Annotated in this window: 29 protein-coding genes; 7 read left to right on the top strand and 22 right to left on the bottom strand. The window is 70.4% G+C overall.

The window, feature by feature from the left end:
- Nucleotides 1-21: 21 nt before the first annotated feature.
- The 7 genes from VKG64_03750 to VKG64_03780 are packed head-to-tail and all read right to left on the bottom strand — an operon-like array spanning nt 22 to nt 6,733.
- Nucleotides 22-228, bottom strand: coding sequence for a DUF1272 domain-containing protein (locus VKG64_03750; protein ID HKB24146.1), 207 nt, complete (start codon nt 226-228; stop codon nt 22-24).
- Nucleotides 228-929 (bottom strand): FAD-binding oxidoreductase, encoded by a 702-nt coding sequence (locus VKG64_03755; GenBank protein HKB24147.1) that lies wholly within the window; start codon nt 927-929, stop codon nt 228-230. The genes VKG64_03750 and VKG64_03755 overlap by 1 nt, the downstream gene beginning before the upstream one ends.
- A gap of 9 nt (nt 930-938) precedes the next feature.
- Nucleotides 939-1,853, bottom strand: a complete 915-nt coding sequence (locus VKG64_03760) for an LLM class flavin-dependent oxidoreductase (GenBank protein HKB24148.1) — start codon at nt 1,851-1,853, stop codon at nt 939-941.
- A gap of 7 nt (nt 1,854-1,860) precedes the next feature.
- Nucleotides 1,861-3,921, bottom strand: a complete 2,061-nt coding sequence (gene rhaD, locus VKG64_03765; protein HKB24149.1) for a bifunctional rhamnulose-1-phosphate aldolase/short-chain dehydrogenase — start codon at nt 3,919-3,921, stop codon at nt 1,861-1,863.
- A gap of 57 nt (nt 3,922-3,978) precedes the next feature.
- Complete coding sequence (locus VKG64_03770) at nt 3,979-5,256, bottom strand: TRAP transporter large permease (protein HKB24150.1); 1,278 nt, start codon at nt 5,254-5,256, stop codon at nt 3,979-3,981.
- The gene (locus tag VKG64_03775) at nt 5,253-5,711 is read right to left on the bottom strand and encodes a TRAP transporter small permease (GenBank protein ID HKB24151.1); all 459 of its coding nucleotides are present in this window, start codon (nt 5,709-5,711) and stop codon (nt 5,253-5,255) included. Before VKG64_03775 ends, VKG64_03770 begins: the two co-directional genes overlap by 4 nt.
- Complete coding sequence (locus VKG64_03780) at nt 5,708-6,733, bottom strand: TRAP transporter substrate-binding protein (protein HKB24152.1); 1,026 nt, start codon at nt 6,731-6,733, stop codon at nt 5,708-5,710. The genes VKG64_03775 and VKG64_03780 overlap by 4 nt, the downstream gene beginning before the upstream one ends.
- A gap of 171 nt (nt 6,734-6,904) precedes the next feature.
- Here VKG64_03780 and VKG64_03785 point away from each other — a divergent pair, with 171 nt between their 5' ends.
- The 6 genes from VKG64_03785 to VKG64_03810 all read left to right on the top strand — a co-directional run bounded on the left by VKG64_03785 (nt 6,905) and on the right by VKG64_03810 (nt 12,370).
- Nucleotides 6,905-8,548 (top strand): long-chain fatty acid--CoA ligase, encoded by a 1,644-nt coding sequence (locus VKG64_03785; GenBank protein HKB24153.1) that lies wholly within the window; start codon nt 6,905-6,907, stop codon nt 8,546-8,548.
- On the top strand, nt 8,541-8,894 hold the full coding sequence (locus VKG64_03790; protein HKB24154.1) for a hypothetical protein: 354 nt from the start codon (nt 8,541-8,543) through the stop codon (nt 8,892-8,894). The genes VKG64_03785 and VKG64_03790 overlap by 8 nt, the downstream gene beginning before the upstream one ends.
- Before the next feature lie 106 nt (nt 8,895-9,000).
- Nucleotides 9,001-10,278, top strand: coding sequence for an ABC transporter substrate-binding protein (locus VKG64_03795; GenBank protein ID HKB24155.1), 1,278 nt, complete (start codon nt 9,001-9,003; stop codon nt 10,276-10,278).
- A 13-nt stretch (nt 10,279-10,291) separates the two neighbouring features.
- A complete protein-coding gene (locus VKG64_03800; GenBank protein ID HKB24156.1) occupies nt 10,292-11,233 on the top strand; it encodes a sugar ABC transporter permease in 942 nt (313 codons plus the stop codon).
- Between the two features lie 5 nt (nt 11,234-11,238).
- On the top strand, nt 11,239-12,078 hold the full coding sequence (locus VKG64_03805; protein ID HKB24157.1) for a carbohydrate ABC transporter permease: 840 nt from the start codon (nt 11,239-11,241) through the stop codon (nt 12,076-12,078).
- Nucleotides 12,079-12,106: 28 nt separating this feature from the next.
- Nucleotides 12,107-12,370, top strand: coding sequence for a translation elongation factor-like protein (locus tag VKG64_03810; protein ID HKB24158.1), 264 nt, complete (start codon nt 12,107-12,109; stop codon nt 12,368-12,370).
- An 8-nt stretch (nt 12,371-12,378) separates the two neighbouring features.
- Here the strand turns inward: VKG64_03810 and VKG64_03815 are convergent, their stop codons facing one another.
- The 8 genes from VKG64_03815 to VKG64_03850 form a co-directional block, all read right to left on the bottom strand.
- Entirely contained in the window at nt 12,379-13,173 is a 795-nt protein-coding gene (locus VKG64_03815) for a cytochrome c oxidase assembly protein (GenBank protein HKB24159.1), read from the bottom strand.
- Between the two features lie 15 nt (nt 13,174-13,188).
- Nucleotides 13,189-13,860, bottom strand: a complete 672-nt coding sequence (locus VKG64_03820; protein HKB24160.1) for an amino acid ABC transporter permease — start codon at nt 13,858-13,860, stop codon at nt 13,189-13,191.
- A 3-nt stretch (nt 13,861-13,863) separates the two neighbouring features.
- Nucleotides 13,864-14,577: an amino acid ABC transporter permease gene (locus VKG64_03825; protein ID HKB24161.1), complete on the bottom strand. Its 714-nt coding sequence runs from the start codon at nt 14,575-14,577 to the stop codon at nt 13,864-13,866.
- Between the two features lie 10 nt (nt 14,578-14,587).
- The gene (locus VKG64_03830) at nt 14,588-15,445 is read right to left on the bottom strand and encodes a transporter substrate-binding domain-containing protein (protein ID HKB24162.1); all 858 of its coding nucleotides are present in this window, start codon (nt 15,443-15,445) and stop codon (nt 14,588-14,590) included.
- Nucleotides 15,446-15,457: 12 nt separating this feature from the next.
- Entirely contained in the window at nt 15,458-16,186 is a 729-nt protein-coding gene (locus VKG64_03835) for an amino acid ABC transporter ATP-binding protein (protein ID HKB24163.1), read from the bottom strand.
- Nucleotides 16,187-16,235: 49 nt separating this feature from the next.
- Nucleotides 16,236-16,736, bottom strand: a complete 501-nt coding sequence (locus tag VKG64_03840; protein ID HKB24164.1) for a biotin/lipoyl-containing protein — start codon at nt 16,734-16,736, stop codon at nt 16,236-16,238.
- Between the two features lie 101 nt (nt 16,737-16,837).
- The gene (gene accC / locus VKG64_03845) at nt 16,838-18,352 is read right to left on the bottom strand and encodes an acetyl-CoA carboxylase biotin carboxylase subunit (protein ID HKB24165.1); all 1,515 of its coding nucleotides are present in this window, start codon (nt 18,350-18,352) and stop codon (nt 16,838-16,840) included.
- A gap of 1 nt (nt 18,353) precedes the next feature.
- Nucleotides 18,354-19,871 carry a benzoate-CoA ligase family protein gene (locus VKG64_03850; protein HKB24166.1) on the bottom strand — a complete coding sequence of 506 codons (1,518 nt, stop codon included), beginning with the start codon at nt 19,869-19,871 and terminating at the stop codon, nt 18,354-18,356.
- 144 nt (nt 19,872-20,015) lie between these two features.
- Here VKG64_03850 and VKG64_03855 point away from each other — a divergent pair, with 144 nt between their 5' ends.
- The gene (locus VKG64_03855) at nt 20,016-21,194 is read left to right on the top strand and encodes a YncE family protein (protein ID HKB24167.1); all 1,179 of its coding nucleotides are present in this window, start codon (nt 20,016-20,018) and stop codon (nt 21,192-21,194) included.
- A 4-nt stretch (nt 21,195-21,198) separates the two neighbouring features.
- Here VKG64_03855 and ndk read toward each other — a convergent pair whose 3' ends face one another.
- The 7 genes from ndk to VKG64_03890 all read right to left on the bottom strand — a co-directional run bounded on the left by ndk (nt 21,199) and on the right by VKG64_03890 (nt 25,823).
- Complete coding sequence (gene ndk, locus VKG64_03860; GenBank protein ID HKB24168.1) at nt 21,199-21,624, bottom strand: nucleoside-diphosphate kinase; 426 nt, start codon at nt 21,622-21,624, stop codon at nt 21,199-21,201.
- Nucleotides 21,625-21,706: 82 nt separating this feature from the next.
- Nucleotides 21,707-22,579: a succinate--CoA ligase subunit alpha gene (gene sucD / locus VKG64_03865; GenBank protein HKB24169.1), complete on the bottom strand. Its 873-nt coding sequence runs from the start codon at nt 22,577-22,579 to the stop codon at nt 21,707-21,709.
- Nucleotides 22,576-23,742 carry an ADP-forming succinate--CoA ligase subunit beta gene (sucC, locus tag VKG64_03870; protein ID HKB24170.1) on the bottom strand — a complete coding sequence of 389 codons (1,167 nt, stop codon included), beginning with the start codon at nt 23,740-23,742 and terminating at the stop codon, nt 22,576-22,578. Before sucC ends, sucD begins: the two co-directional genes overlap by 4 nt.
- Before the next feature lie 44 nt (nt 23,743-23,786).
- Nucleotides 23,787-24,290, bottom strand: a complete 504-nt coding sequence (locus VKG64_03875) for a hypothetical protein (protein ID HKB24171.1) — start codon at nt 24,288-24,290, stop codon at nt 23,787-23,789.
- A gap of 22 nt (nt 24,291-24,312) precedes the next feature.
- Nucleotides 24,313-24,663 carry a fumarate reductase subunit FrdD gene (gene frdD / locus VKG64_03880; GenBank protein ID HKB24172.1) on the bottom strand — a complete coding sequence of 117 codons (351 nt, stop codon included), beginning with the start codon at nt 24,661-24,663 and terminating at the stop codon, nt 24,313-24,315.
- The gene (locus VKG64_03885) at nt 24,664-25,083 is read right to left on the bottom strand and encodes a fumarate reductase subunit C (GenBank protein ID HKB24173.1); all 420 of its coding nucleotides are present in this window, start codon (nt 25,081-25,083) and stop codon (nt 24,664-24,666) included.
- A complete protein-coding gene (locus VKG64_03890) occupies nt 25,080-25,823 on the bottom strand; it encodes a succinate dehydrogenase/fumarate reductase iron-sulfur subunit (GenBank protein HKB24174.1) in 744 nt (247 codons plus the stop codon). Before VKG64_03890 ends, VKG64_03885 begins: the two co-directional genes overlap by 4 nt.
- Nucleotides 25,824-25,829 lie beyond the last annotated feature (6 nt).

The following is a 25,829-nucleotide window of genomic DNA, read 5'->3' on the forward strand; positions in this document are numbered from 1 at the left end:
CGTCTCTCCCCGCCCGTCCGGTCAGCGCGCGGCCGCGAGCTCGCGGCAGCGGTCGGGCCGATGGACGCGCTCGCGCGACGCCGGGTGCCTGCGCAGCCCCTCCGGCGGGCGGACCGGCCGCCGGACGAGCTCGCCCCCGCAGTTGGGGCACCGTCCGCCGAGCACGCCCTCGGCGCACGCTCGGCAGAACGTGCACTCGAACGAGCAGATCAGCATCGGCGCCTCCATCACCAGAACTTCTCCCACTTCACCGCCTTGCGGTCCAGGCCTTTGGCGACGAGCACGTCGCGGACGCGGTGGATCATCTGCTCGCCTCCCGAGACGTAGGCGACCAGGCCCGTCACGTCCTGCACGCGCCGGCCGATCACCTCGGCGAGCCCGCTCGCGCCGTCGCGCCACGCGCCTGCCGCGCTCGCCACCACCGGATGATACGAGAACCCGGGGTAGCGCCGCGCGAGCGAGCGAAACTCCGCGTCGTACGCGAGCCAGCCCGGGTCGCGGCCCCAGTAGACGAGCGTGGCCGGCCGGCCAAACCCGGTCTCGTAGAGCTCGGTCACGATCGAGCGGATCGGCACGATGCCGATCTCCTCGGCGACGAAGAGCGGCCGCCGCGGATCGGCGCGTGAGAAGAGGAAGCCGCCGAGCGGCCCCTTGAAGCCGACCTCGGCCCCCGGCGTGAGCTCCTCGAACCACTTCGAGCCGAGGCCGCCCGGCGCCACGTCGGCGCAGAGCGTGAGCCGCCGCGGCGAGCGCGGCGTGGACGCGAGCGAGTACGCGCGCACGAGCTTCGGGCCGAAGGGCACCGACACCCACTGGCCGGCCTCGAACCGGAGCTCCGCCGGCTCGACCATCGCGAGGTCCACCTCGAGGATCGCGGCCGTGAGCCGCCGCACCGCGACGACGCGGGCGCGGCACTCGACGGGTTTCACCGGCGGGGCTCAGCGCGGCGCGAACCGCGGGAGCAGGTCCGCGGCGAGCGCCTCGATCTGCTCCCGGTCGTCCCGCGGGTCGCCGATCGGGCTCAGGATGACGCAGGCGCAGCCGGCGTCGCGGAACTCGGCGAGCTGCTCGGCGCACTGCGCGGGCGTGCCGATGATCCCGTACTTCTTGGCGAGGGGCTCCCAGTCCTGCGCGTACCGCCGGGAGAGGTGGGCGACCCAGGCGGCCTTCGCCTTCTCGTAGTCCCGCCCGACGGTGACGAACGCGAGGTGCGCGGCGGTGAAGCCGTCGAGCGAGCGGCCGGCGGCGTCGGCGGCGGCGCGGATCTTCTCGAGGCTCTTCGCGTAGCGGTCGGGATCGACGACGTAGGAGACCCAGCCGTCGCCCTGCCTGCCGGCGCGGACCAGGGCCGCATCCGACCGCCCGCCGACCCAGATGGGCGGGAGCTGCTGCACGGGCTTCGGGTCGATCGAGACCCCCTGGAACCGGGTGAACCGGCCCTCGAACGACGCGGGCGAGTCGCGCCAGAGGGTCCGCACGGCGTCGATCGCCTCGCTGACGCGCGCCCCGCGCTCGCGGTGCGGGACACCGCAGAGCTCGAACTCCTTGGGGTTCTCGCCGCCGACGCCCACCCCGAAGACGAGCCGCCCGCCCGACAGGACGTCGAGGGTCGCCGTGATCTTGGCGGCGACCGCGGGCGCGCGCAGGGCCAGGAGGTAGACCGCGCTGCCGAGCCGGATCCGCCGCGTGATCGGCGCATAGGTCGCCAGCAGCGTCAGCGACTCGTAGAGCGGGTTGTGGAAGGAGACGTGGTCGCCGGTCCACACGGAGTCGAAGCCGAGCTCCTCGACGCGCCGGACGAGCGCCCACTGCTCTTCCGGCGGATGCAGCGAGAGCTGGACCCCGAACCGCATCACGCCCTCACCGCGGGAACGCGTCCTTCACGCCGCCGTCCACCGTGAGCGTGCAGCCCGTGGTCTTGGACGCACGGTCCCCCGCGAGGAAGAGGACGGCCTCCGCGACGTCCTCCGGCAGGATGCGGGCGCCGAGCAGGTTGCGCGTGCGGTAGAACTCCTCGAGCTGGTCCACGCCGATCCCCTGGGCCGTGGCGCGCTCGCGCCGGACGTCCTCCGACCAGAGCTTGGAGTCCTGGAAGACCGCGTCCGGGTTCACGATGTTCGAGCGGATCCCGTGGGGCGCGCCCTCGAGCGCCAGCACCTTCGCCAGCTGCGCCTCGGCGGCCTTCGCGGCGGAGTACGCGGCGAAGTCCTTGCCGGGCGACATCACGTTCTTGGTCGCGACGAAGACGAGCGCGCCCCCGAGCCCCTGCGCGATGAGCACCCGCATCGCCTCGCGGGCCACCAGGAAGTGGCCGGTCGCGTTCACCGCGAACGAGCGCTCCCAGTCGGCGAGCCGCATCCGGTCCACCGGCGCCGAGTGGGCGATGCCGGCGTTCGAGACCAGGACGTCGAGGCCGCCGTACGCGAGCACGGCCTCCTCGAACGCCACGCGCACCGAGTCCTCGCGCGTGACGTCCATCGGGAGCGCGAGCGCCCGGCCCGCGCCCGCCGACGCCGCGATCTCGTCCGCGGTCTTCTTCGCCCCCGCCTCGTCGAGGTCGGCGACGACGACGTGGCAGCCCTCGGCCGCGAGCCGCCGCGCCACGGCGCGGCCGATCCCGGAGGCGCCGCCGGTCACGAGCGCCACGCGGCGCGCGAGCTCCTTCTCCGGCGGGGCGAGCGTCAGCTTGTAGAGCTCGAGGGGCCAGTACTCGACGTCGAAGGCGTCCTTGGCCGAGAGCGAGACGTACTGGCCGAAGGCCGAGGCGCCGCCGATGACGTCGATCGTGTGGCGATAAATGTCGTTCACGATCCCGGCCGTGCGCCGGTCCTTGCCCGCCGTGAACATGCCGAGCCCGGGCACCAGCACGACGCGCGGCAGCGGGTCCGTCAGCTCGGCGCCCTCGAAGCGGTTCGCGTCGAAGTAGCGCGTGTACGCCGCCACGAACCCGCCGACCGCGCGCTCGATCGCCGCGGCGAGCGCGGCGCCCGTCGCCGGGCCGTCGAGGGCGACGAAGCACGGCAGGCGCTTCGTGTAGATCGTGTGGTCCGGCGTCGCCGGCCCGATCTGTGAGAGCCTTGGCGCGTCGGCGGACGAGACGAACTCGGTGACCGCGGGCGAGTCGTCGAAGCCGACGACCACGCGCCGCGAGCGTCCCAGGAACCCGCGGAGCTTCGGCGCCACGGCCAGCGCCGCCGCACGTCGCGCCTCGGGAGGGAGCACGGCCACGCGCGGGCCGCCGAAGAGGCGGCGGCCGCCCGCCCTCGAAGCGATCGCCTCCTCGGCCCGCGAGATCAGCTCGAGCGTCGCCTCGTAGGCCTCCCGGACGGTAGCACCCCAGGTGATCGTCCCGTGACGCTCGAGCACGAGCGCCTTGACTCCCGGGTCGGCGGCGATCGCGTCGGCGACCTCGCGCGAGATGCGGAAGCCCGGCCTGAGGTACCGGAGCGTGATCACGTCCTTGCCGTAGACCGACGCGAAGGCGTCCCGGTGACGGTCGTTGTTGGTGAGCGCGACGATCGCGTCGGCGTGGGTGTGGACGACGGCCCGCGCGGCGAGGAAGCCATGGAGCAGCGTCTCGATCGACGGCCGGACGCCGCCCGGGTCTTGGAGGGCGTGGGCGAGGTAGCCCACCATCTCCTGGTCGCCCATGTCCTCGCGCGGGAGGAGCGCGCGGATGTCGTCCATGCGCACGCCGGGGAAGTCCTTGCGCTGGACCGACTTGAGGTCGGAGCCGCTCCCCTTCACCCGGAGCACGTCGACCTCGCGGCCACGATGATCGTGCTCGACGGTCTTGATGGAGGTGTTGCCGCCGCCCCAGACGACGAGCGAGGTCTCGGCGCCGATCAGCCGCGACGCGTAGACGAGGAGGTCGAGCTCGTCGAGCCGCGCGGCGTCGGCGTCGTTCCAGCGGGAGCGCATCGCGGGACCACGATAGCACGATCGCGACGGTCGCCGAGGCGGCGCGGGCGCGGCGCCTCAGAGCCCGAACAGCCGCGGCAGGACGAGGGTGAACCAGGGCACGAGGATGACGATCAGGAGGCCGACGCAGAGGAACAGCACGTACGGCAGCATGGGCCGGACGACGCGGTCCACCGTGATGTTCGCGATCCCGCACGCGATGAACAGCCCGACGCCGATCGGCGGCAGGAACAGTCCGATGCCGGTCGCCGCGACGACGACGATGCAGTAGTGCACGAGATCGATGTCGAGCTGCTTGACGACCGGCAGGAAGGTCGGCAGCACGATGACCACCGCCGGCAGGCCCTCGAGGACCGCGCCCAGCAGGATGAACAGGACCGCCGTCAGGACGAGGAAGAGCGTGGGTCCCGCCGAGGCGGCGCTCATCCACGTGAGGAGCAGCGCGGGCACCTGCTGGACCACGAGGACCCACGCCACCACCGCGGCCGTCGCGAGGATGAAGCACACGTTCGCGGTGACGACGGCGCTCTGGACGAGGATCTCGGGGACCTGCGACCAGCGGATCTCGCGGTACACGAAGAGGCCGACGATGGCGGCGTAGAAGACCGCGACCGCCGCCGCTTCGGTCGGCGTCATCACACCGCCCAGGATCCCGCCGAAGATGATGAGCGGCAGCCCGAGCGGGATCAGGGCGCCGACGAACGCCCGCCAGAGCTCCCGCGGGCCGGTCGGCCGAGGCGGCGCCATGTTCCCCCGCCGCGCCTGCAGGTAGATGTAGACCATGATCGCCGCGGCGAGGACGAGTGCCGGAATCAGCCCGCCGACGAAGAGCGCGGCGACCGACACGTTGGCGATGGCGCCGATGACGATCATCAGGATGCAGGGCGGCACCAGGATGCCCATCGCCGAGGCCGCCGCCACCACGCTGACGGCCTCCTCGGGGCGGTAGCCGGCCCGCGTCATCGGAGGGATCATGGTGGAGCCGATCGCCGACACGTCGGCGATCGTCGAGCCCGAGATGCCGGAGAAGATGTACTCGGCGATGACGACCGCCATCGCCAGTCCCCCGCGGATCCACCCGACCAGCGCCTGCGCGAAGCGCACGAGCCGGATGGCGATGCCGCCGGTCTCCATGAGAGCCCCGGCCAGGATGAAGAGCGGGATCGCGAGCAGCACGAACGAATCGACCGCCAGGAACATCTGCTGGATGATGATCGACAGCGGGTAGGCGCCGCTCCACCAGAGCCCCAGGAACCCCGCCGCGCCGACGGTGAACGCGACCGGCACCGCCAGCAGCAGCAGGACGACGAACGCGAGGGCGGTGAGCGCGATCATCGCCCGCCGGGCGGGCGGAGGTCGCGCCAGAGCGGCCCCAGGCTGTAGAGGATGATCAGCGCGCCCCCGACCGGCATCGCGAGGTAGACCCAGGACTTCGGCAGCCCCATCACCGGCGTCTGCTGGAATCGGCCGAGCTCCACGAACGCCCAGCCCTGCTGCACGAGCGCCGCCGCGAAGCCGATCACCACCAGCCGCCCGAACAGCCCCACCACCCACCGGGCGCGGGGCCACAGCGCATCGACGACGAGGTGGAGGCGGAAATGGGCCTGACGCTTCACGCCCACCGCCGCCCCCAGGAACACGAGCCACACGAAGCAGATCCGCGCGATCTCGTCGTACCACGTGAAGGTGCTGAACAGGACGTAGCGCGAGAAGACCCCGAGCATGAGGTCCAGGCAGAGCGCCACCATCAGGGCCAGGCAGACCCACTCCACGCCGCGGCCCAGGATCACTTCGCGGCCTTCACCGCGGCGAGGACGCGATCCATCCACTCCTTGCCGACCTTCGTGGTAACCAGATCGTAGGCGGGACCCATCCGGTCCTGGAACGCCTTGAGGTCCTTCACCTCGTTGACCTGCACGCCGGCCTTGCGGATGGACTCCAGGTCGCCCTTCTCCTTGTCGACCTCGGCCTTGCGGTCCAGCGCGCAGGTGGCCCTGGCCGCCTCGTCCACGGCCTGGCGGAGATCGGCCGGCAGCGACTGGTAGCGCTTGAGGTTCATGAACCAGGAGATCGGCGGGTAGGTGTGGTTGGTGAGCGAGTAGTACTTGGTGACCTCGTAGAACTTATCCGAGATCATCGTGACCACGGGGATCTCCATGCCGTCCACGGTCCCCTGCTTCATGGCGAGGTACACCTCGCCCCACGGCATCGGCACCGGGTTGGCGCCGAGCTGCTTCATCATCGAGACGTAGATCGGCGACTCCTGGACGCGGATGGTCTGGCCCTTCATGTCGTCCGGCGTGTTGATGGCGCGCTTGTTGGACAGCATGTGGCGGAAGCCCCACCCGCCGCCGAAGCAGAGGCCCTTGACGCCCTTGGCCTCCATCTTCTTGAACAGCTCCTGGCCGACGGGCCCGTCCATGACCTTCCACACCTGCGCGCGGCTCTCCCAGAGGAAGGGCAGGTCGAGCGGCAGGTAGGCGGGCTCGAAGATCCCGCCGATCGGCGCGCTGCCGACCGGGGCGACGTCGATCGTCCCGAGCTGGACGCCCTCGAGCGTCGCGCCCTCGCCGCGCGCGAGCTGGTTGTTGATGTAGACCTCGACCCTGATCCGCCCCTTCGACTTCTCGGCCGCCACGCGGGCGAACTCGTAGGCCGCGAGGTTCCGCGGACTCTCGCCCGGGTTGACCGTGCCGAGCTTCAGCACGAGCGGGGCCTGGGCCTCCACCGGGAGCCGGGGTCCCCAGAGCAGGACCGCGGCGCAGGCGAGCACGACGGCGCACACGGAAACGGCACGCACGTGACTTCTCATCGCTGTTCTCCTCCTGGGCTGTCTGCCTGGTGTTTCGCCACTTCCTCGACGTCGCCGGGGAGATAGTAGGTCCGCCCGCAGTCCCCGTCCATCCCGGAAAACGTCCGCGAGTGGACGTGGACGGTCGTCCGAGCCTATCCTTATACTTCCGGTGACGGACTTGGGGGGCCGATGACGATGGGCGCCGAGATCCACGACCTCATGATGGATTATCCGCTGACGCTCACCCACTTCTTCGAGCGCAGCCGCCGCCTCTGGCCGAAGAAGCAGCTCGCCACCCGGGTGCCCGGCCGGCCGCTCTTCCGCTACACGTACGCCGACTTCGCCGAGCGCACGCGGCGCCTGGCCACGGTGCTGCGCGAGCTCGGGATCACGCCGGGGGACCGCGTGGCGACGCTCGCCTGGAACAGCCACCGCCACCTCGAGATCTACTGGGCGGCGCCCTGCGCGGGCGCCGTGCTCCACACGCTCAACCTCCGCCTCTCCGCGCAGGACCTGACGTTCATCGTCAACCACGCCGCCGACTCGGTCATCTTCGCCGACGCGAGCCTCTGGCCGATCCTCGAGGGCATCCGCGACCGGATCCCGACCGTGCGGACGATCGTGATCATGCGCGACGCCCCCGAGGCGGGCGTCGCCGCGGGGCTCCCCGACTACGAGACGCTCCTCGCCGCCGCCCGGCCCCTCGACCGCTGGCCCGCCCTCGACGAGACCGACGCCGCGGGCATGTGCTACACCTCCGGCACGACGGGCAACCCGAAGGGCGTCGTCTACACGCACCGGGCCATGTTCCTGCACTGCCTCGCCCAGGCGATGACCGACTCGTTCGGGATCTCCGAGGACGACACGTTGCTGCACATCGTGCCGATGTTCCACGCGAACTCCTGGTGCCTGCCGTTCACGGGCGTGATGGTGGGCGCGAACCAGATCTTCGCCGGACCGAACCCGCAGCCGCGCGACATCTGCGAGCTCGTCCAGACGGAGAAGGTGACGTTCACCGGCGCGGTGCCGACCGTGTGGATCGCGGTCAAGGACCTCTGCGAGAAGGAGGGCTGGGACATCTCCTCGCTGCGGACGATCGCGATCGGCGGCTCGGCGGCGCCGAAGGCGATGCAGCTCGCGTTCCGCAAGCAGTTCGGCGTCACCATGTCGCACGCCTGGGGCATGACGGAGATGACGCCCCTCGGCACGATCGCCCGGCTGAAGAGCTACATGCACGGGTGGTCCGAGGACGCGCAGTACGACGTGCGGGCGCGCGTCGGCTACCCGTCCGTCGGCGTGGACGCGCGCATCGTGGACGAGGCGGGCGAGGAGCTCCCCTGGGACGGCGAGAGCATGGGCGAGCTGCAGGTCCGCGGGCCCTGGGTCCTCGGCGCCTACTACGACAACCCCGCGTCCACCGACCGCTTCACCCGGGACGGCTGGTTCAGGACGGGCGACGTGGCGACGATCGACGCCGAGGGCTACGTCCAGATCACCGACCGGACGAAGGACCTCATCAAGTCCGGCGGCGAGTGGATCTCGAGCGTGGACGTCGAGAACATGATCATGTCCCACCCGAAGGTCCTCGAGGCCGCGGTCATCGCGGTGCCCCATCCGAAGTGGGTCGAGCGCCCGCTCGCGTGCGTCGTCCCGAAGCCCGGCCAGACGCTCGCGCCCGCCGAGATCGTGGACTTCCTCCGCCCCCGGCTGGCGAAGTGGGCGCTCCCGGACGCGGTCGAGATCATCGCGGCGGTGCCGAAGACGAGCGTCGGCAAGTTCGACAAGAAGGTGCTGCGCGAGCGCTACAAGAACTGGGCGGCGAAGGATGCGTGACCTCCGTCGCGCCGGGGCGCTGCTCACGGGGGCGCTCCTCGTGCTCCAGGTCGGCGGCCCCACCGTGACGTCGCGGGCCGTGGAAAAAATCAACGCGATGAGCCGCGCCCCGGTTCCCACGGTCGCCCCCGTCCGGCCCGCGCGAGCCGATGCCGTCTGGGTCCCCGACCGCTTCATCCCCGTGCCGGCGGGGGGCCAGGCGCTCGTCCCGGGGCACTGGGAGCGCCGGCTCTCCGAGCACGAGGTCTACGCCCCGCCGCTGACGGCGATCAACCCGGCCGACGGCAGCCGGACCGTGTACCCGGCGGGCGTGCGGCCGCCGGCGGAGGAGCGCCGCGACCCCTGACCGGACCGCCCGCCCCGGATGGTATGATCTCCGGCTGATGGCCTTCCTCCGGCGCGCCTTGACAGCCCCCGCGCCTTCTCTACACTCCCTCAGCTAAGGAGGAGTCATGGAATCCTTCAACCGTCGCCGTTTCCTCGCCACGACCGGCGGAGGCCTCGCCGGGATCCTGGCGACGCGCATTCCCCCGGCCCGCGGCCAGCAACGCGAGATCTCGTACCTCTGCTGGAACAATTTCGCCCCGAACTCCGACAAGAAGCTCGCCGAGATCGGCCAGCGCTTCACCAGGGACACGGGGATCAAGCTCCGGATCGACCACGTCTCGCACATGGGCCCGCAGCAGGCCAAGTACGCCGCCGAGGTCCAGACCCAGGCCGGCCACGATCTGGTCGAGATGCGCATGCACTTCCCGTGGCTCTACGAGCCCCAGCTCGTCGACGTCTCGGATGTCGTGGGCGAGCTCGAGAAGAAGTACGGCAAGGCGCTCGGCTCGTCGTACGAGGGCGCCCACGTCAACGGCGTCTGGCGCGCGGTGCCCCAGTATCACGGCATGTTCGTCGCGACCTATCGGGAGGACCTCTTCAAGCAGGCGGGCCTCAAGGTCCCCGACACCTGGGAGGACCTCTACGTCGTCGGCAAGGAGCTGAAGAAGATGGGGCACCCGGTCGGGATCCCCATCAGCCAGAACTACGACTCGATCTCGACCGCGGGCCCCGTGCTGTGGTCGTTCGGCGGCATGGAGGTGGACAAGGACGGCAAGATGGTTCGCATCAACGCGCCGGCGACCGCGCAGATGATCGAGTGGTACAGGAAGATGTTCCGGGACTGCATGGAGCCGGAGGTGCTCTCCTGGTCGGACGCGAGCAACAACGAGTCCATCCAGCAGGGCAAGGCCGGCTGGATCCACAATCCGGTATCCGCCTACATCGTCGCGAAACAGCGCAAGCTGGTCACCGCCGACGGCATCAACCACCATCGAAGCCTCGCCGGCCCCCACGGCCGTCACGAGACCGACACGCCTCGGCACATCGGCATCTGGAAGTTTTCGAAGAACGTCGAAGCCTCCAAGGAATGGATCCGCTACCTCCTCGGCAAGCGCGAGGTCTACGACGAGTACATCATGTCGGGCGATGCCTTCAACCTGCCGACCTACGAGAAGCTCCAGGACCATCCGGTGCTGCGCACGGACCCGAAGTACGCCGCGCTGAGGGGCGAGGGAGTCCAGTACCACACCTACGGCTGGCCGGCGCCGCCCTCGGACAAGGTCCAGCTCATCACCAACACCTACCTGCTGCCCAACATGATCGCCAAGGCGGTCACGGGCACATCCACGAAGGACGCGATGGCCTGGGCCGAGACCGAGATGAAGAAGATCCTCGCCGGCTAGAGGCCGAACGCCCATGGCCGTCAGAGCCAACGAGATCACCGTGCCGCGCGGCCGCCCGGGGGCGGCCGCACGGGTGCGTCAATGGCTCGACGGCGAATCGGTGCTCGGGCCGGTCTTCGTGACGCCGGCCCTCCTCCTCCTCCTGCTGCTCGTCGCCTACCCGTTCGTGATGGCGGTCTACTTCGCCATGTCGAACGCGTTCATCGGCCGCCCGAGCCACTGGGTGGGCCTCCGTAACTTCATCGCGCTGTGGGATAGCGATATCTTCCGCCAGACCTTCCAGAACGCGTTCGTGTTCACGGGCATCTCGGTGGCGTTCAAGGTGGTGCTGGGCATCACGCTGGCGCTGCTGCTCAACGAGCAGCTCTGGTTCAAGCGGATGATCCGCGGCGCCGTGCTGCTGCCGTGGGTCATCCCCACCGCGCTCAGCACGCTCGGCTGGTGGTGGATGTTCAACTCGCTCTACAGCGTGGTGAACTGGACCGGCATCGCGATGGGGCTCATGGACCCACCGGGGCCGAACTGGCTCGGCCAGAAGTACTACGCCATGGCCGCCGTCATCACGGTGAACGTCTGGCGCGGGCTCCCGTTCTTCGCCATCACGATCCTCGCGGGCCTCGTGTCGATCCCGCGCGAGCTCTACGAGGCCGCCGAGGCCGACGGCGCGGGGGCGAACGCCCGCTTCTGGCACGTCACCCTGCCCCTGCTGAAGCCGGTGCTGGCGGTGGTCGTGCTGTTCTCCACCATCTTCACGTTCAGCGACTTCAACATCGTGTACGTGCTGACCCGCGGCGGGCCCATCACCTCCACCCACCTCTTCGCCACGCTGTCGCGTGTGGTGGGGATCGACACCGGGCGCATCGGCGAGGGCGCGGCGATCTCCCTCTACCTCTTCCCGCTGCTGGTCTTCGTCGTCTGGGCACAGCTCCGCTTCGTGCGCAAGCAGGTGTACTGATGGCGGTGAGCAAGCGACCGCGGCTCCGGAAGGCGACGCAGCATCTCCTGCTCGTCCCCTTCCTCGTCTTCGCGCTGTTTCCGTTCTACCACATGACGCTGACCTCGCTGAAGCAGGACCGCGAGCTCTACGACCGGCACGCGGTGCCGCTCATCATCCGCGAAGCGCCGACGCTCGAGCACTACGGCAAGCTCCTCTGGGAGACGGAGTTCCTCACCTGGACCAAGAACAGCTTGCTCGTGACCGTGCTGGCCACGAGCGTGTCCGTCGTGATCGGGACCGTCGCGGCCTACGCGCTGGCGCGGCTCAGGTTCTTCGGCGTGGGCCCCTTCGGCACCGGAATCTTCGTGACCTACCTCGTGCCCACCACGCTCCTGTTCCTGCCGCTCGCCCAGGTCGTGAACTGGCTGGGGCTGGGTGACTCGAAGTGGGCCCTCGTGCTCACGTACCCGACCTTCCTCGTGCCGTTCTGCACGTGGCTCCTCATGGGCTACTTCCGCACCGTGCCGAAGGAGGTCGAGGAGTGCGCGATGGTGGACGGCGCCACACGCATCCAGGCGCTGTGGCGCATCGTGCTGCCCATCGCCATCCCCGGGCTGGTCTGCGCCGTGCTCTTCGCCTTCACGCTGTCGTGGAACGAGTTCATCTACGCCCTCACGTTCACCTCGTCGTCGGACCAGATCACGGCCAGCGTCGGGGTGACCAGCGAGCTGATCCGGGGCGACATCTATTTCTGGGGCGAGCTGATGGCGGGCGCCATCCTGGGCTCGGTCCCGATCGTGATCCTCTACGTCTTCTTCCTCGACTACTACGTCTCCGGCCTCACGGCAGGCGCGATCAAGTAGGCCCGGAGCGGTCCGCGCGGAGCCCCCCATGGCGACGGAAGAGAAGGTCGGCGTCGTCACCGACTACTACGCGAAGATCGGTGTGGCCGCGATCACGCTGGCCGACGGCGCGCTCCGGGTCGGCGATCGCATCCGGATCCACGGCCACACGACCGACCTCACACAGACCGTCGAGTCGCTCCACGTCGAGCACCGGCCGGTGCAGACGGCCGAGCGCGGGAGCGAGGTCGCGCTGAAGGTCCGCGATCGCGTCCGGAAGCACGACGCGGTCCTCCGCGTCACCGGCGACTGAGCGCGCGCCTACACGACGCGCTCGCGCGCGAGCCCCCAGAGGATCAGCAGGATCGGGAGCAGGTACATGTGGCCGCCGCTCCACATGAGCCCCGCGCCGAGCATCTGGTCCTCCACCGCGCTGATGCCGAGAGACGGGGCGAGCCGCACGTAGTGCGGGTAGAACGCGCGCTCCGGCACCGCCAGGAGCACCCCGAGCGCCGTGTTCTGCGCCGTCGCGAGGAGCAGGTAGAGGATCTGGAACCCCGGATGGGGCCGCGGGTGGAGCCGCGGCGCGGGCAGGACGATCGGCCACCAGAAGAAGACGGCCGTCGCGACGAACGACGCGTGCTCGGCGGCGTGGACCAGCGCGTGCTCCGCCGCCGCGTCGTACAGGACCGGCAGGTGCCAGACCCACACGGTGGCGACGTGGAGGGCGCCGGCCACCGGCAGGAGCGTGAGCGCCGCCAGCGCGGTCCGGAGCGGCGCGCCCCGCCTGAGGGTGGAGCCCAGCGCGCGCCGGGCGCGCGCCGGCAGCCCCCAGAGCACGAGCGCGAACGGGTTGCCGAGGACCAGGAGCGGCGCCGCGACGGTGATGAGCAGGAGGTGCTGGGCCATGTGGGCCGAGAACCGCACCTCCGCGAGCTCGTCGAGGGGCGAGAGGAGCGCGCCGGCGAGCGTCGCGAGGCCGAGCGCGTAGACGGCGAACCGCCAGCCCGGCGGCGCGTGGCCCGCCGCCCGGAGGCGCCACCAGCCGCGCGCGTACGCGGCCGCCGCGGCGGCGACCATCGAGGCGAGGAGCGCCTTGAGCAGGACCTCGAGCACCGGGCGTGGCCCCCGTCAGGCGGGCCGCCGCTCGAAGCGCCGGGCGACGACCGACATCGAGTACGTGCAGAGCCAGTACACGACCGCGATGAAGAGGTAGAGCTCGAACGGCTTGATCTCGCGGTTATTGACGATCTGCGCGGCCTTCGTGAGGTCCACGTAGCCGATGATCGAGGCGAGCGAGGTGTCCTTGAAGAGGACGATCATCTGCGTGACCAGCGAGGGTACCATGTTGCGGATCGCCTGCGGCAGCACCACGTACCGCATCGTCTTCGCGCGGGTGAGCCCCAGCGCCGTGGCGGCCTCGACCTGGCCGCGGGGCACCGACTGGATGCCCGCGCGCACGATCTCGCCGAAGTAGGCCGCCTCGAAGATCACGAACGCCGTGAGGGCGACGCCGTACTCCGGGATCGGCACGCGCAGGAGCTGCGGGATGACGAACCAGATCCAGAAGATCACCATGACGAGCGGCACGCCGCGGAAGAACTCGACGTAGAGCATCGCCGGCACGGCGATCCAGCGCGAGCGCGCCAGGCGGGCGAGCCCGACGCAGATGCCGAGCGCGAAGCCCAGCACGATCGCCGGGATCGCGAGCCGGAGCGTCCCGCCGGTGAAGCCGCCGAGGCCCAGGAGCCCCTGGACGACCAGGAACTTGAAGTTGGCGACAACGACCCCGAGGTCGAGCACCGCCTAGCCCCCCCGCGCGATGAGGCCCGGGATCGCGAAGCGCCGCTCCACGCGCGCCATGATCGTGGCGATCCCCACGCAGAGGACGAGGTAGATCAGCGTGCCGGCGGTGAGCGCCTCGATGGCCCGCGCGGTGTACGTCTCGATCTGGCGCGTCTGGAACGTGAGCTCGGCGACGCTGATCGTCAGCGCGACCGACGAGTTCTTGAGGAGGTTCAGGGATTCGCTGGTCGCCGGCGGCACGATGAGCCGGAGCGCGATGGGCACGATGACCAGCCGGTACGCCTGGAACGTCGTGAGGCCCATGGCCACGGACGCCTCGAACTGGGTCCGGGGAATCGACTGGATGCCGGAGCGGATGACCTCCGACATGCGCGCGCCGTGGTAGACGCCGAGCGCGAACATCCCCGCCCAGAACTCGGCGCCGTGGTCGAAGAGCCACTCGCGGACCGCCTCGGGCAGGAGCGGCGGCACGCCGAAGTACCAGAAGAACATCCAGACGAGCAGCGGCACGTTGCGGAAGAACTCGACGTAGAACGTCGCGAGCGTGCGGAGGAGCCGCCACGGGACCGTGCGCATGGCGCCCGAGACGATGCCGAGCAGGGCGGCGAGCAGCCACGCGAGGGCCGACAGCTCGAGCGTCGTGATCAGGCCCTGGAGCAGCCAGCCGCCCGACTGGCCGCTCCAGAGCACGCTCCACTGGAAGGTGTAGTTCAACCTCGCACGACTACTTCGGGACCACCTGCATGATCAGGAATCGCTTGTTCTCGGGCGTCAGCGGGTACGGCGTCTCGCCCCTCGGCCCGAACCACTTGTCGTAGAGCTCGAAGTACTTGCCCGACTCGATCAGCTCCATGAGGCCGTTGTTGACGACGGCGCGGAAGTCCGAGTCGTTCTTCCGCATCGCCATGCCGTACGGCTCGTACGAGAAGAAATCGCCGACCACCTTCCAGTCGTCGGGCTTCGGCGCCTTGGCCCGGAGCCCGTAGAGCTGGATGCCGTCGTTCGTGTAGGCGTCCACCTGCCCCTGCACGAGGGCCTGGAAGGCCGCCGGCTGGTCCGGGAACTCCTGGAGCTTCGCGGTCGGCACGCGCTCGCGGATGATCTTCGCGTTGGTCGAGCCCTGCTGGGCGGCGATGCGCCGGGCGGCGATGGACTCGATGCCCTTGATCGGGCTCGACTTCTTGACGAGGAACTGGGCGCCGGTCACGAAGAACGTGAGGCTGAAGTCCACCGAGTCGCGGCGGGCGCGCGTGTCGGTCATGGTGCCCGCGATGAGGTCCACGGCGTTCGACGTCAGGAGCGGGATCCGCGTGGGCGGCGTGGACTCCTTCTTCTCGAGCTTGATCGGCTTGCCGAGCTTTTTCGAGAGCGCGGGCAGGATCCCCTGCTCGACGAGGTCGATCGAGAAGCCGACCCACTCGTTGTTCTTGTTGACGAACGCGAAGGGCGGCGACGCCGTGCGGGTGCCGATGACCAGGACGCCGCTCTGGTTGACCTTCTCGAGCGTGCCCTCGGCGCGCGCGGGCGCCGCCGCGCCGAGCCCGAGGGCCAGGGTGAGGACGGGGACGAGCAGTCGCTTCATCGTGACCTCCGTTCAGTGGGTGAGGATCTTCGAGAGGAACTCCCGGGCGCGCTCGGATCGCGCGGAGGCGAAGAACGCCTCGGGCGCCGCCTCCTCGACCACCTGCCCCGCGTCCATGAAGACGACGCGGTGGGCGACGCGCCGGGCGAAGCCCATCTCGTGGGTGACGCACATCATCGTCATGCCCTCCTTCGCGAGGTCGGTCATGACGTCGAGCACCTCGTTGATCATCTCGGGGTCGAGCGCGGAGGTGGGCTCGTCGAAGAGCATGATCCGCGGCTGCATCGCGAGCGCCCGCGCGATCGCCACCCGCTGCTGCTGCCCGCCGGAGAGGTTCGCCGGGTACACGCCCGCCTTGTCGGGGATGCGCACGCGCTCGAGGAGGGCGCGCGCCAGCTTCTCGGCCTCGGCGCGCGCGAGGCCGCGCACCTTGATCGGCGCCAGCATGATGTTCTCGAGGACGGTCATGTGCGGAAAGAGGTTGAACGACTGGAACACCATGCCGACGCGCGTGCGGAGGGCCGAGAGGTTGACGCCCGGCTTCGTGAGCGACTCGCCGAGGACGGCGAGCTCGCCCTCCTGGATCGGCTCGAGCGCGTTCACGCAGCGGATCAGCGTGCTCTTCCCCGAGCCCGACGGGCCGCACACGACGACGACCTCACCGGCGCGCACCGCCAGGTCGATGTCGCGGAGAACCTGGAGCTTGCCGAACCACTTATTGACGCGCTTGAACTCGATCACCGTCTCGGCCATGCGCTCGCCCTCGGTCCGGGGACTGGCGACGCCCATTCTAGTCAATGATGAGCAGGACGTCGCCCGCGTTCACGGTCTGGCCGGCCCGGACGCGCACCTCGGCGACGGTGCCCGGCGCGCCGGCGCGGAGCTCGTTCTCCATCTTCATGGCCTCGATGACAAGGAGCGTGTCCCCCGCCGCGACCGTGTCGCCCGGCCGGACGGCGACGTGGGTGATCTTGCCGGGCAGCGGCGCGACCAGCGTCTGGTGGGCGCGGCCGCCCGCGGCGCCGCCCCGGGTGCGGATCACGTATCGGGTCTGCTCCTCGACCCGGATCACGTACGTCTCGTCCCCGACGTCCACGACGCACGCGCCGTCGCGGTCCGTCACGTCGGCGACGTGGGAGACGCCGGCGATCAGCAGCGAGTAGATGCCCTGCGCGGTGAGCCGCGCGTCGACCTCCCAGACCTCGCCGCCGAGGGTCACCCGGTAGCGCCCGCGCTCGCCGGTGACCTCGACGATCTCGACCGCGTCGCCGAGCGTCGCCGCGAATTTCATTTAACGGAGCCGCGAGGCCGGGGGCACTCGGGACGTGCCCTGGGTGAGATGCGTGGCGGCTCCGTTCCGCACGACGCGGTCCATTCCACTGGAACGATGCTTCATCGCGTCCGCTCCCGCCACACGGTGAGCGGCGGGCTCGAGCGCCAGGCGTCGCGCGGCGCGACGGACTCGGCGATGGTCGCGTGGCCGAGGCGCTCGTACTCGGCGAGGACCGCGGCGATCACGGCGACGGACCGGAACCGGCCCGCGGCCGTCCGGATGGCGGGCAGGATCCGGTCGAGGAAGCCCGTGGAGAGACGGCCCGCCCGGAAGTCCGGGTGCGCGACGATCTGGGCGAGGATCGGGATCGTCGTGCGCACGCCGACCACCTTGTACTCGGCGAGGGCGCGCGCCATGCGATCGATCGCGGCCGCGCGGTCGGCGCCCCAGACGATCAGCTTGGCGAGGAGCGTGTCGTAGACGCCGGGCACCGTGTAGCCCTCGTAGACGCCGGAGTCGTCGCGCACCCACGGGCCCGTGGCCGCGCGGAGCGCGGTGAGCGTGCCGGGCGACGGCAGCCACCCGCCGAACGGGTCCTCGGCGTTGATGCGGCACTCGATCGCGGCGCCGCGCCAGGCGACGTCGGCCTGCGTCACGCGGAGGGGCTCGCCGGCGGCGATGCGGAGCTGCTCGCGGACGAGGTCGATCCCGGTGACCATCTCGGTCACGGGGTGCTCGACCTGGAGCCGCGTGTTCATCTCGAGGAAGTAGAAGTTCAGCTCGGCGTCCACGAGGAACTCGACGGTGCCCGCGTTCACGTAGCCGGCGGCCCTGGCGATCCGGCAGGCCGCCTCGCCCATCCGTGAGCGCATCGCCGCGTCCACCACGGGCGAGGGACACTCTTCCACGAGCTTCTGGTGGCGCCGCTGGATCGAGCACTCCCGTTCCCCGAGGTGGATCACGTGCCCGTGGTCGTCGGCGAGCACCTGGATCTCGATGTGGCGCGGCTCGGCCACGTAGCGCTCGAGGTAGATTGCGCTGTCGCCGAAGGCCGCGGCGGCCTCGTTGCGCGCCATCCTGAGCGCCGACTCGAGCTCGCCCTCCTGCCGGACCAGGCGCATCCCCTTGCCGCCCCCGCCCCGCACGGCCTTGAGCATCAGCGGATAGCCGATCCCGCGCGCCGCCACGCGCGCATCGGCGTCCGGCGCCAGCGGCTCGATGGTGCCCGCCACCATCGGCACGCCCAGGTCGCGCGCGATCCGGCGCGCGGAGGTCTTGTCCCCCATCGCGCGGATCGCCGCGGGCGGCGGGCCGATGAACGCGAGGCCGGCGGCGGCGCACGCCTCGGCGAAGGCCGCGTTCTCGGCGAGGAAGCCGTAGCCCGGGTGGACCGCGTCGGCGCCGGCCTCCTTGGCGGCCGCGACGAGCCGGTCGATCGCGAGGTAGCTCTCGGCCGGGGCCGGGGGCCCGATCGGGTAGGCCTCGTCGGCCATCTGGACGTGGAGCGCCTCCCGGTCGGCCTCGGAGAAGACCGCCACGGACGCGATCCCCGCCTCGCGGCAGGCGCGGATGACCCGGACCGCGATCTCCCCGCGGTTCGCGACGAGGACCTTGCGGATCCGCCGCGCCGTCATTTCATTCCTCGGTCCGCAGGCGGAAGCGCTGGACCTTGCCCGTCGCCGTCTTGGGAAGCTCCGCGACGAACTCGATCGCGTGGGGCACCTTGTAGCCCGGCGCGCGGCCGGCGACGAAGCCCCTGAGCTCCTCGGCGAGCCCGGGCGACGCCCGGGCGCCCTCCGTGAGAACGACCGCCGCGTGGATCCGCGTGAGCCCGTCGGCGCCCGAGCGCCCGACCACGCCCGCCTCCAGCACGGCGGGATGCTCGGCGAGGTACGCCTCCACCTCCGCGGGCGCGACCCACCGCCCGCCTACCTTCACCATGTCGTCCGCCCGGCCTGCGAACGTGAACCAGCCGTCCTCGTCCTGGACGAACACGTCGCCCGTCCGGAGCCACTCGCCGAGCATCGTCGCGCGCGTCCGGTCGAGGCGGTTCCAGTAGAAGGGCGACGTCGTCGGCCCCTTGACGAGGAGGTGGCCGGCGACGCCGGGCCCGACGGGCCGGCCCGCGTCGTCCACGAGCCTCGCCTCGAACCCCGGGACGACCTGGCCGGCGGAGCCGCGCCGCGCCTTGCCCGGCCGGTTCGCGATGAAGTCGTGGAGCGCCTCGGTGGAGCCGACGACCTCGACGAGCTCGAGGCCGAACCGATCGGCCCAGGCGTCGAAGATCGCCGGCGGCAGCGCCTCGCCCGAGGAGACGCAGAAGCGCAGCGAGGAGAGGTCGAAGCGGAGCTCCGCCTCGGCCACCTGGAGCATCCGCGCGTAGAGGGTCGGGACGGCGAAGAAGATCGTGGGCCGCTCGGCGGCGATCACCTCGAACGCGCGCTCGGGCGTCGTCCGCTCCGGTACCAGGACCGACGCCGCCCCCGCGAGCGCGGGGAAGTAGAGCGCGTTGCCGAGGCCGAAGGCGAAGTAGAGCTTCGAGGCGGAGTACGTGAGGTCGTCGGGGCCGATGCCGAAGACGCCCGAGCCGACGAGCTCCGCGGCGCGGACGAAGTTCTGATGGGTATGGACGGCCGCCTTCGGCCGGCCCGTCGAGCCCGAGGTGTAGCCCCAGTACATGACGTCCTCGCGCGACGTGGCCGCCGGCTCGACACGCGCGCCGGCCTCGCGCTCGAGGTCGCCCGGTGCGAGGACCGCGCGGAGCCACGGGCACCGTCCGCCCAGCGCGCGGAGCCGCGCGGCGATCGCGTCCTCCGCCAGCACCGCCCTCGCGCGGCTGTCGTTCAGGAGGAACTCGTACTCGGCGTCCGTCATCAGCGTGTTGACCGGCACCGCCACGGCACCGAGCTTCACGGCCCCCCAGAACGCCGCGGCGAACGCCGGCGTGTCGTCGAGGACCAGGAGCACGCGGTGCTCGAGCTCGACGCCCCGGCTCGCGAGCGCGGCCGCCGCGTGATCGACGCGCTCGGCGAGCTCCGCGTAGCCGATCGAGCGCCCGGCGGCGCGGAAGGCGGTGCGGCCGCCGCGGCCCTCGGCGATGTGGCGGTCCACGAAGAAGACGGCGGCGTTGAAGCGCTCCGGCAGGTCCCTCACGCCGGAGATTCTATCGGAATCGCCGCGCCGGCGTCGCGGCGCGTCAACGCCCCGGTTGACGTGGCGGGCGGCGGCGCATAGCATCGCGTCTCACGGCCCGTCGGCCGAGCGCGACCATCCCGACATCACCTGGAGGGAACGACCATGCAGCCTTCACGCGCGACGTGGCTCACCGCGGCGCTCCTGCTCGTGTGCTCGCTCACGTTCGCCTCCTGGGCGGCCGGCCAGCTGATGATCGTCGGCAACGACGAGAAGGTGGGCTGGGACGACGCCGGGAAGGTGGTGGTCCGGGCCCCCGGGAAGGACACGATCTCGATCGTGGACATCGGCAACCGCGAGTCGCCGCGGATCGTCGCGAGCCTGTCCCTGATGAACTCGGTCTTCGGCCCGCCGACCAACCTCCAGATCACGCCGGACGGCAGGCTCGCCCTCGTCGCCAACTCGTTCGACGTCGTCCAGGACGGGGGCGCCTGGAAGAACGTGCCCGACAACAAGCTCTACGTCATCGACCTCACGACCAGCCCGCCCGCGCACATCGCGACCGTCGAGGTCGGCAAGCAGCCGTCCGGTCTCGCGATCAACCGGGCCGGCGACCTGGCCCTGGTCACGAACCGCGCCGACAACTCGATCAGCGTGCTCTCGATCCAGGGCAAGGAGGTGAAGCTGATCGACACGGTGCCGATGGGCGAGATGGTCGCGGCCGTCGCCATCACGCCCGACGGCAAGCGCGCGTTCGCGGTCAAGTTCCCGGGCCACAAGGTCGCGATGCTCGAGATCGAGGGCCAGAAGGTGACCTACACGAAGTACGACATGCCCGTCGGCCTCTGGCCCTACAACATCGACATCACGCCGAACGGCAAGCTCGCGCTCACCGCGGACAACGGCAACGCCGGCAGCTCCGACGGCCACGTGGACACGGTGAGTGTGATCGACCTCGAGGCGAGCCCGCCGCGCGTGATCGACCGCGTCGTCGTCGGGGACGCGCCCGAAGGATTCGCGATCAGCCCGACGGGCGAGATCGCGGTCGCGATCCTGCTGAACGGGAGCGCCGCCGTGCCGAAGAACGCCTGGTTCGCCAACAAGGCGGGCAAGGTCGCCGTGCTGAAGATCGACGGCAAGAAGGTCACGAAGGTCGGCGAGGTCGAGGTGGGCGGCCTGCCCGAGGGCGTCGTCTTCAGCCCGGACGGGAAGTACATCTACGTCGGCAACTACACCGACCGCGACGTGTCGATCCTGAAGGTGGACGGCACGAGGGTGACGAACACGGGCAGGCGGTTCACCCTGCCGGGCCAGCCCGCCTCCATGCGCGGCGCCGCGCGCTGAGGCGCTACCGGGGGAAGATCTCGAGGCCTGCGAAGAAGTACGCGAGCTCGACCGCCGCGGTCGCGCGCGAGTCGGAGCCGTGGACCGCGTTGGCCTCGATGGACGAGGCGAAGTCCTTGCGGATCGTTCCGGGCGCCGCCTTGGTGAAGTCCGTCGCGCCCATGAGGTCGCGCCAGCGCTGGATCGCGTTCTCCCCCTCGAGCACCATCGCGATGCAGGGCCCCTGGGTCATGTACGCGCAGAGGCTCGCATAGAACGGGCGGTCCTTGTGGACGGCGTAGAAGCCCCGCGCCTGGTCGAGCGTCATGTGGAGCATCTTCGCCGCGAGGACCTTGAAGCCGGCGTTCTCGATGCGCGCGAGGATCTGGCCGGCGACGCCCTTGACGACGGCGTCGGGCTTGATGATCGCGAGCGTGCGCTCGATCGTCATTGTAACGGGAGCCGCGAGGCCGGCGGCACTCGGGACGTGCCCTGTTCAAGATCCGTGGCGGCTGCGTTCCGCATGACGCCGCTCATTTCCCGAGGACTTTGGCGACGGTCGCGCCCATGTCGGCCGGGCTCCGGACCAGCGTGGCGCCCGCCTTCTCGAGTGCGGTCATCTTCTCGGCCGCGGTGCCCTTCCCCCCCGCGATGATCGCGCCCGCGTGGCCCATGCGGCGTCCGGGCGGCGCCGTCTGGCCGCAGATGAACGCGACGACGGGCTTCTTGACGTGGCTCCGGATGAAGGCGGCCGCCTCCTCCTCGGCGGTCCCGCCGATCTCGCCGATCAGCATGATCGCCTCCGTGCCGGGGTCGTCGGTGAAAAGGCCGAGCACGTTAACGAAGGTCGTGCCGTTCACGGGATCGCCCCCGATCCCCACGCACGAGGACTGGCCGATCCCACGGCGCGTGAGCTGGCCGACGACCTCGTAGGTGAGGGTGCCGCTGCGCGAGACGACGCCGACCGGGCCCGGCCTGTGGATGTGGCCCGGCATGATGCCCACCTTCGCCTCGCCCGGCGTGATGACGCCCGGGCAGTTCGGCCCGACCAGGCGCGTCGGCTTCTCGGCGAGGTAGTGCTTCACGCGGACCATGTCGGCGACCGGGATGCCCTCGGTGATGCACACGACGAGGGGCACGCCGGCGGCGGCGGCCTCCATGATCGCGTCGGCGGCCGCGGCGGGCGGCACGAAGATGAGGGCGCAGTTGGCGCCCTCGCTCCGCACCGCCTCCTCGACCGTGTTCCAGACGGGAAACCCCTCGTGGGTCGTCCCGCCCTTCCCCGGCGTCACGCCGCCCACGACCGTCGTGCCGTACTCCTTGCAGCGCGCGGCGTGGAACGCCCCCTCGCGGCCCGTGATGCCCTGGACGACCACGCGCGTGGCCTTCGAGACGAGGACGCTCACCGCGCCCCCTTCGCGAGCGCCACGACCTTCCGGGCGCCGTCGCCCATGTCGTCGGCCATCACGAGCGGCAGGCCCGAGTCGGCGAGCATCTTCTTGCCGAGCTCCACGTTCGTCCCCTCCGCGCGGAGCACGACGGGCAGCGTGAGCCCGAGCTTCCGGATCGCGGCGATCACGCCCTCGGCGAGGCGGTCCACGCGGAGGATCCCGCCGAACACGTTGATGAACACGGCCTTCACGCTCGGATCGGAGGCGAGGATCCGAAACGCGTTCTCGATCTGCTCGGGCGAGGCGCCGCCGCCGACGTCCAGGAAGTTCGCCGGCTCGCCGCCCGCGAGCTTGATGATGTCCATCGTCGCCATCGCGAGGCCGGCGCCGTTGACCATGCAGCCGACGTTGCCGTCGAGCTTGATGTAGTTGAGGCCGTGCTTCGACGCCTCGACGTCGAGTGGGTCCTCCTCGCGGACGTCGCGGAGCTCGACCAGCTCCTTGTGGCGGGAGAGCGCGTTGTCGTCGAAGTCGAGCTTCGCGTCGAGGGCGAGGACGCGGCCGTCCTTGGTGACGACGAGCGGGTTGATCTCGGCGAGCGAGCAGTCCTTCGCGAGGTAGAGCGTGAAGAGGCTCTTGATCAGCCCGACGCCCTGCTTGAAGGAGTCGCCCGCGAGCCCGAGGCCGAACGCGAGGCGCCGCGCCTGGAAGTCGGCGAGGCCGAGCGCCGGGTGGGCCCACTCACGGAGGATCTTCTCTGGCGTCCGCGCGGCCACCTCCTCGATCTCCATGCCGCCGGCCTGGGAGGCCATCACCACGTGCGCGGCCCGCCCGCGGTCGAGGGTGATCGACAGGTAGAGCTCGCGCTCGATCGCCGACGCCTCCTCGACCAGCACCGCGCGCACCTCGATGCCCTCGGGCGGCGTCTGGGGCGTCTTGAGCCGCATGCCGAGGATCTGCTTCGCCGCGGCCTCGGCGGCGGCGGCGCCGTCGCAGAGCTTGATCCCGCCCGCCTTGCCGCGCCCACCCGCGTGCACCTGCGCCTTCACGACGACCTTCCCGCCGATCCGCGCGGCGGCGATCTTCGCGTCGGCCGGCAAGGTCGCGACCTCGCCGTTCGGCACCGGCACGCCGAACTCGCGCAGCAGCGCCTTCGCCTGGTGCTCGTGGATCTTCATCGCCAGTGCCTTCCCGATTCGTGCCGCACGCTTCGTATGGGCGGCTACTCCAGCGGTGGTTCCGAGCGATCCTCCGGGCCACGCTGGAGATGCGGGTTGCGCATCAGGATGCGGGCGCACGTGTTCCACCGGAGCAGCGCGTCGTCGTTGCCCGGAGGTCGGAGGGCCTCGGCCTTCTCGTACCAGGTCATCGCCTCCCGCAACCACTCGTACGCGACGAACTCGGACCCGCGGCCGCCATGCTGGAGCTTGGCCCTGGCCCGCCGCTCGGCGATGATCCCGGCGTAGTAGAGGCGCTCGTACTCGTCAGCGAGACGGGTCAACACCTCCCGGGCCCGGGTGACGGCGTCGGCCACCCCCTGCTCGAACTCGTCGGTGACGGCCAGGAGCAGCATCACGAGCGCCTGCTGGTGCTCCGGGTCGATTCGCAGCACGTCGAGGCAGATGCTCTCGGCCTGCGCGGGCTCATTGAGGAGCCGGTACCGCTCCGCCTTCTCGAGCGCCTTGGGGATCGCCTCCCTGGTGAGCGGCTTGAGCTCGAACATCACGCCCTCCCCCGCCCCCCGCGTGCTACGGGATGGTCCACAAGATGTACGCGGCCATGACGGTCGCCGCGAGAGCCGTGCCGTAGCACAGGACGACGATGAGCGGGGTCAGGTGTTTGACCTGCAGGCCATCGTAGAGCGTGTAGCGAAAGCGATGGGCCCAGTGGAAGAGGGGCAGGGCGATGAAGACGAAGAGGTAGAGCCGCGCCACCGGGTGCCTGACCAGGCCGCGGACCGACTCGTAGCTCGGGGCGTCCAGCCATCCGAGCGGAACGGCCAAGCCGGTCAGCAAGACATGGATTGGGAAAAGGAGCGCGGCGACCGTTCCACCCGCGCTGAACAGGAGCCACAGAAACGGCGTGATCGACCTCGGCATCTATCGCCCCCGCAGCATGATCACGGCCACGGCCCCGGAGAGAGCCAGCCAGGCCGCGTAGTTCAGGCCGACGATAACCCAATCTGGCACGCGCTTGCCCCTGAGCCGCACCACCATGGCCGTGGGAGCCAGGTTGAACCACGTGATGGAATGGAGGAGGACGAAGACAAACACGACGCCGTGCAGGGCGATGAAGAGGGGCGTTCCCAGGCGAGCGAGGAATCGCGCGTACGCGTGAGGGCCCTGGGCGACGGCCCAGAGCTGCCAGAGTGAGACCGCGGCGAAGATCGCGACGAAGACGCAGGTGAGCTCGCGCAGCACGAAGCCGGTGTAGGCGCGGTTCTGGAGCCACCACCAGACCGAGACGCGACGACGGTACCACCGCGGATGGTACGGGGTGTAGCGAGCCTCGGCCTTCATCCCGCTCCCCGGGGGAGGAGGAGCGACTTGAGCCAGTGAATGGCCCCCGTGAGCTTGTACTGTTGGATGGCGCCCGCGGGATCCACGTGCTTGGGGCACACCTTCGTGCACTCCCCGACGAACGTGCACTGCCAGATGCCGTCGGGCTCGGAGAGGATCTCGAGCCGCTCCGGCGCCCCCTCGTCCCGCGAGTCCATGTTGTAGCGTTGGGCCAGGGCGATGGCCGCCGGACCGATGAAACCGGGTTCGAGCCCATAGATGGGACACGCCGAGTAGCAGAGCATGCAGTTGATGCACATGCTGAACTGCTTGTAGGCGTCGAGCTCGTCGGGCGTCTGTAAGTACTCGCCCTCCGCGAGCGGCCGCTCGTCCTTTCGGACGATCCAGGGCTTCACCTTCTTGAGCTTGCGCATGAAGTCGGAGAGGTCCACGACCAGGTCGCGCACGATCGGGAAGTAGTCCAGCGGCTCCACGCGGATGGGGCCGGGGAGGGCCTCCGACAGGAACGACGCGCAGGTGAGCTTCGGCGAGCCGTTCACCTTCATCCCGCAACTGCCGCAGACACCCATCCGGCAGGACCACCTGAACGACAGGGAGCCGTCCAGCCGGTCCTTGATGTAGTTGAGGGCGTCGAGGACGACCCAGTCCTTCCGAAACGGAACCTCATAGGTCTGGAAGGTGGGCTCCGACTCCTGCTCCGGGCGATAGCGCGCCACCGTGAGGGCGACTGTTGACAGCATTCGTCT

The organism is Candidatus Methylomirabilota bacterium (assembly GCA_035260325.1).
Lineage (GTDB): Bacteria > Methylomirabilota > Methylomirabilia > Rokubacteriales > CSP1-6 > AR19.

Bases quoted from the DNA above. Each gene is read 5' to 3' on its own strand.
- VKG64_03750 (HKB24146.1), bottom strand. From the start codon at position 228: ATGGAGGCGCCGATGCTGATCTGCTCGTTCGAGTGCACGTTCTGCCGA.
- VKG64_03760 (HKB24148.1), bottom strand. From the start codon at position 1,853: ATGCGGTTCGGGGTCCAGCTCTCGCTGCATCCGCCGGAAGAGCAGTGG.
- rhaD (HKB24149.1), bottom strand. From the start codon at position 3,921: ATGCGCTCCCGCTGGAACGACGCCGACGCCGCGCGGCTCGACGAGCTC.
- VKG64_03770 (HKB24150.1), bottom strand. From the start codon at position 5,256: ATGATCGCGCTCACCGCCCTCGCGTTCGTCGTCCTGCTGCTGCTGGCG.
- VKG64_03780 (HKB24152.1), bottom strand. From the start codon at position 6,733: ATGAGAAGTCACGTGCGTGCCGTTTCCGTGTGCGCCGTCGTGCTCGCC.
- VKG64_03785 (HKB24153.1), top strand. From the start codon at position 6,905: ATGACGATGGGCGCCGAGATCCACGACCTCATGATGGATTATCCGCTG.
- VKG64_03790 (HKB24154.1), top strand. From the start codon at position 8,541: ATGCGTGACCTCCGTCGCGCCGGGGCGCTGCTCACGGGGGCGCTCCTC.
- VKG64_03795 (HKB24155.1), top strand. From the start codon at position 9,001: ATGGAATCCTTCAACCGTCGCCGTTTCCTCGCCACGACCGGCGGAGGC.
- VKG64_03800 (HKB24156.1), top strand. From the start codon at position 10,292: ATGGCCGTCAGAGCCAACGAGATCACCGTGCCGCGCGGCCGCCCGGGG.
- VKG64_03810 (HKB24158.1), top strand. From the start codon at position 12,107: ATGGCGACGGAAGAGAAGGTCGGCGTCGTCACCGACTACTACGCGAAG.
- VKG64_03830 (HKB24162.1), bottom strand. From the start codon at position 15,445: ATGAAGCGACTGCTCGTCCCCGTCCTCACCCTGGCCCTCGGGCTCGGC.
- VKG64_03840 (HKB24164.1), bottom strand. From the start codon at position 16,736: ATGAAATTCGCGGCGACGCTCGGCGACGCGGTCGAGATCGTCGAGGTC.
- accC (HKB24165.1), bottom strand. From the start codon at position 18,352: ATGACGGCGCGGCGGATCCGCAAGGTCCTCGTCGCGAACCGCGGGGAG.
- VKG64_03855 (HKB24167.1), top strand. From the start codon at position 20,016: ATGCAGCCTTCACGCGCGACGTGGCTCACCGCGGCGCTCCTGCTCGTG.
- ndk (HKB24168.1), bottom strand. From the start codon at position 21,624: ATGACGATCGAGCGCACGCTCGCGATCATCAAGCCCGACGCCGTCGTC.
- sucC (HKB24170.1), bottom strand. From the start codon at position 23,742: ATGAAGATCCACGAGCACCAGGCGAAGGCGCTGCTGCGCGAGTTCGGC.
- frdD (HKB24172.1), bottom strand. From the start codon at position 24,663: ATGCCGAGGTCGATCACGCCGTTTCTGTGGCTCCTGTTCAGCGCGGGT.
- VKG64_03885 (HKB24173.1), bottom strand. From the start codon at position 25,083: ATGAAGGCCGAGGCTCGCTACACCCCGTACCATCCGCGGTGGTACCGT.
- VKG64_03890 (HKB24174.1), bottom strand. From the start codon at position 25,823: ATGCTGTCAACAGTCGCCCTCACGGTGGCGCGCTATCGCCCGGAGCAG.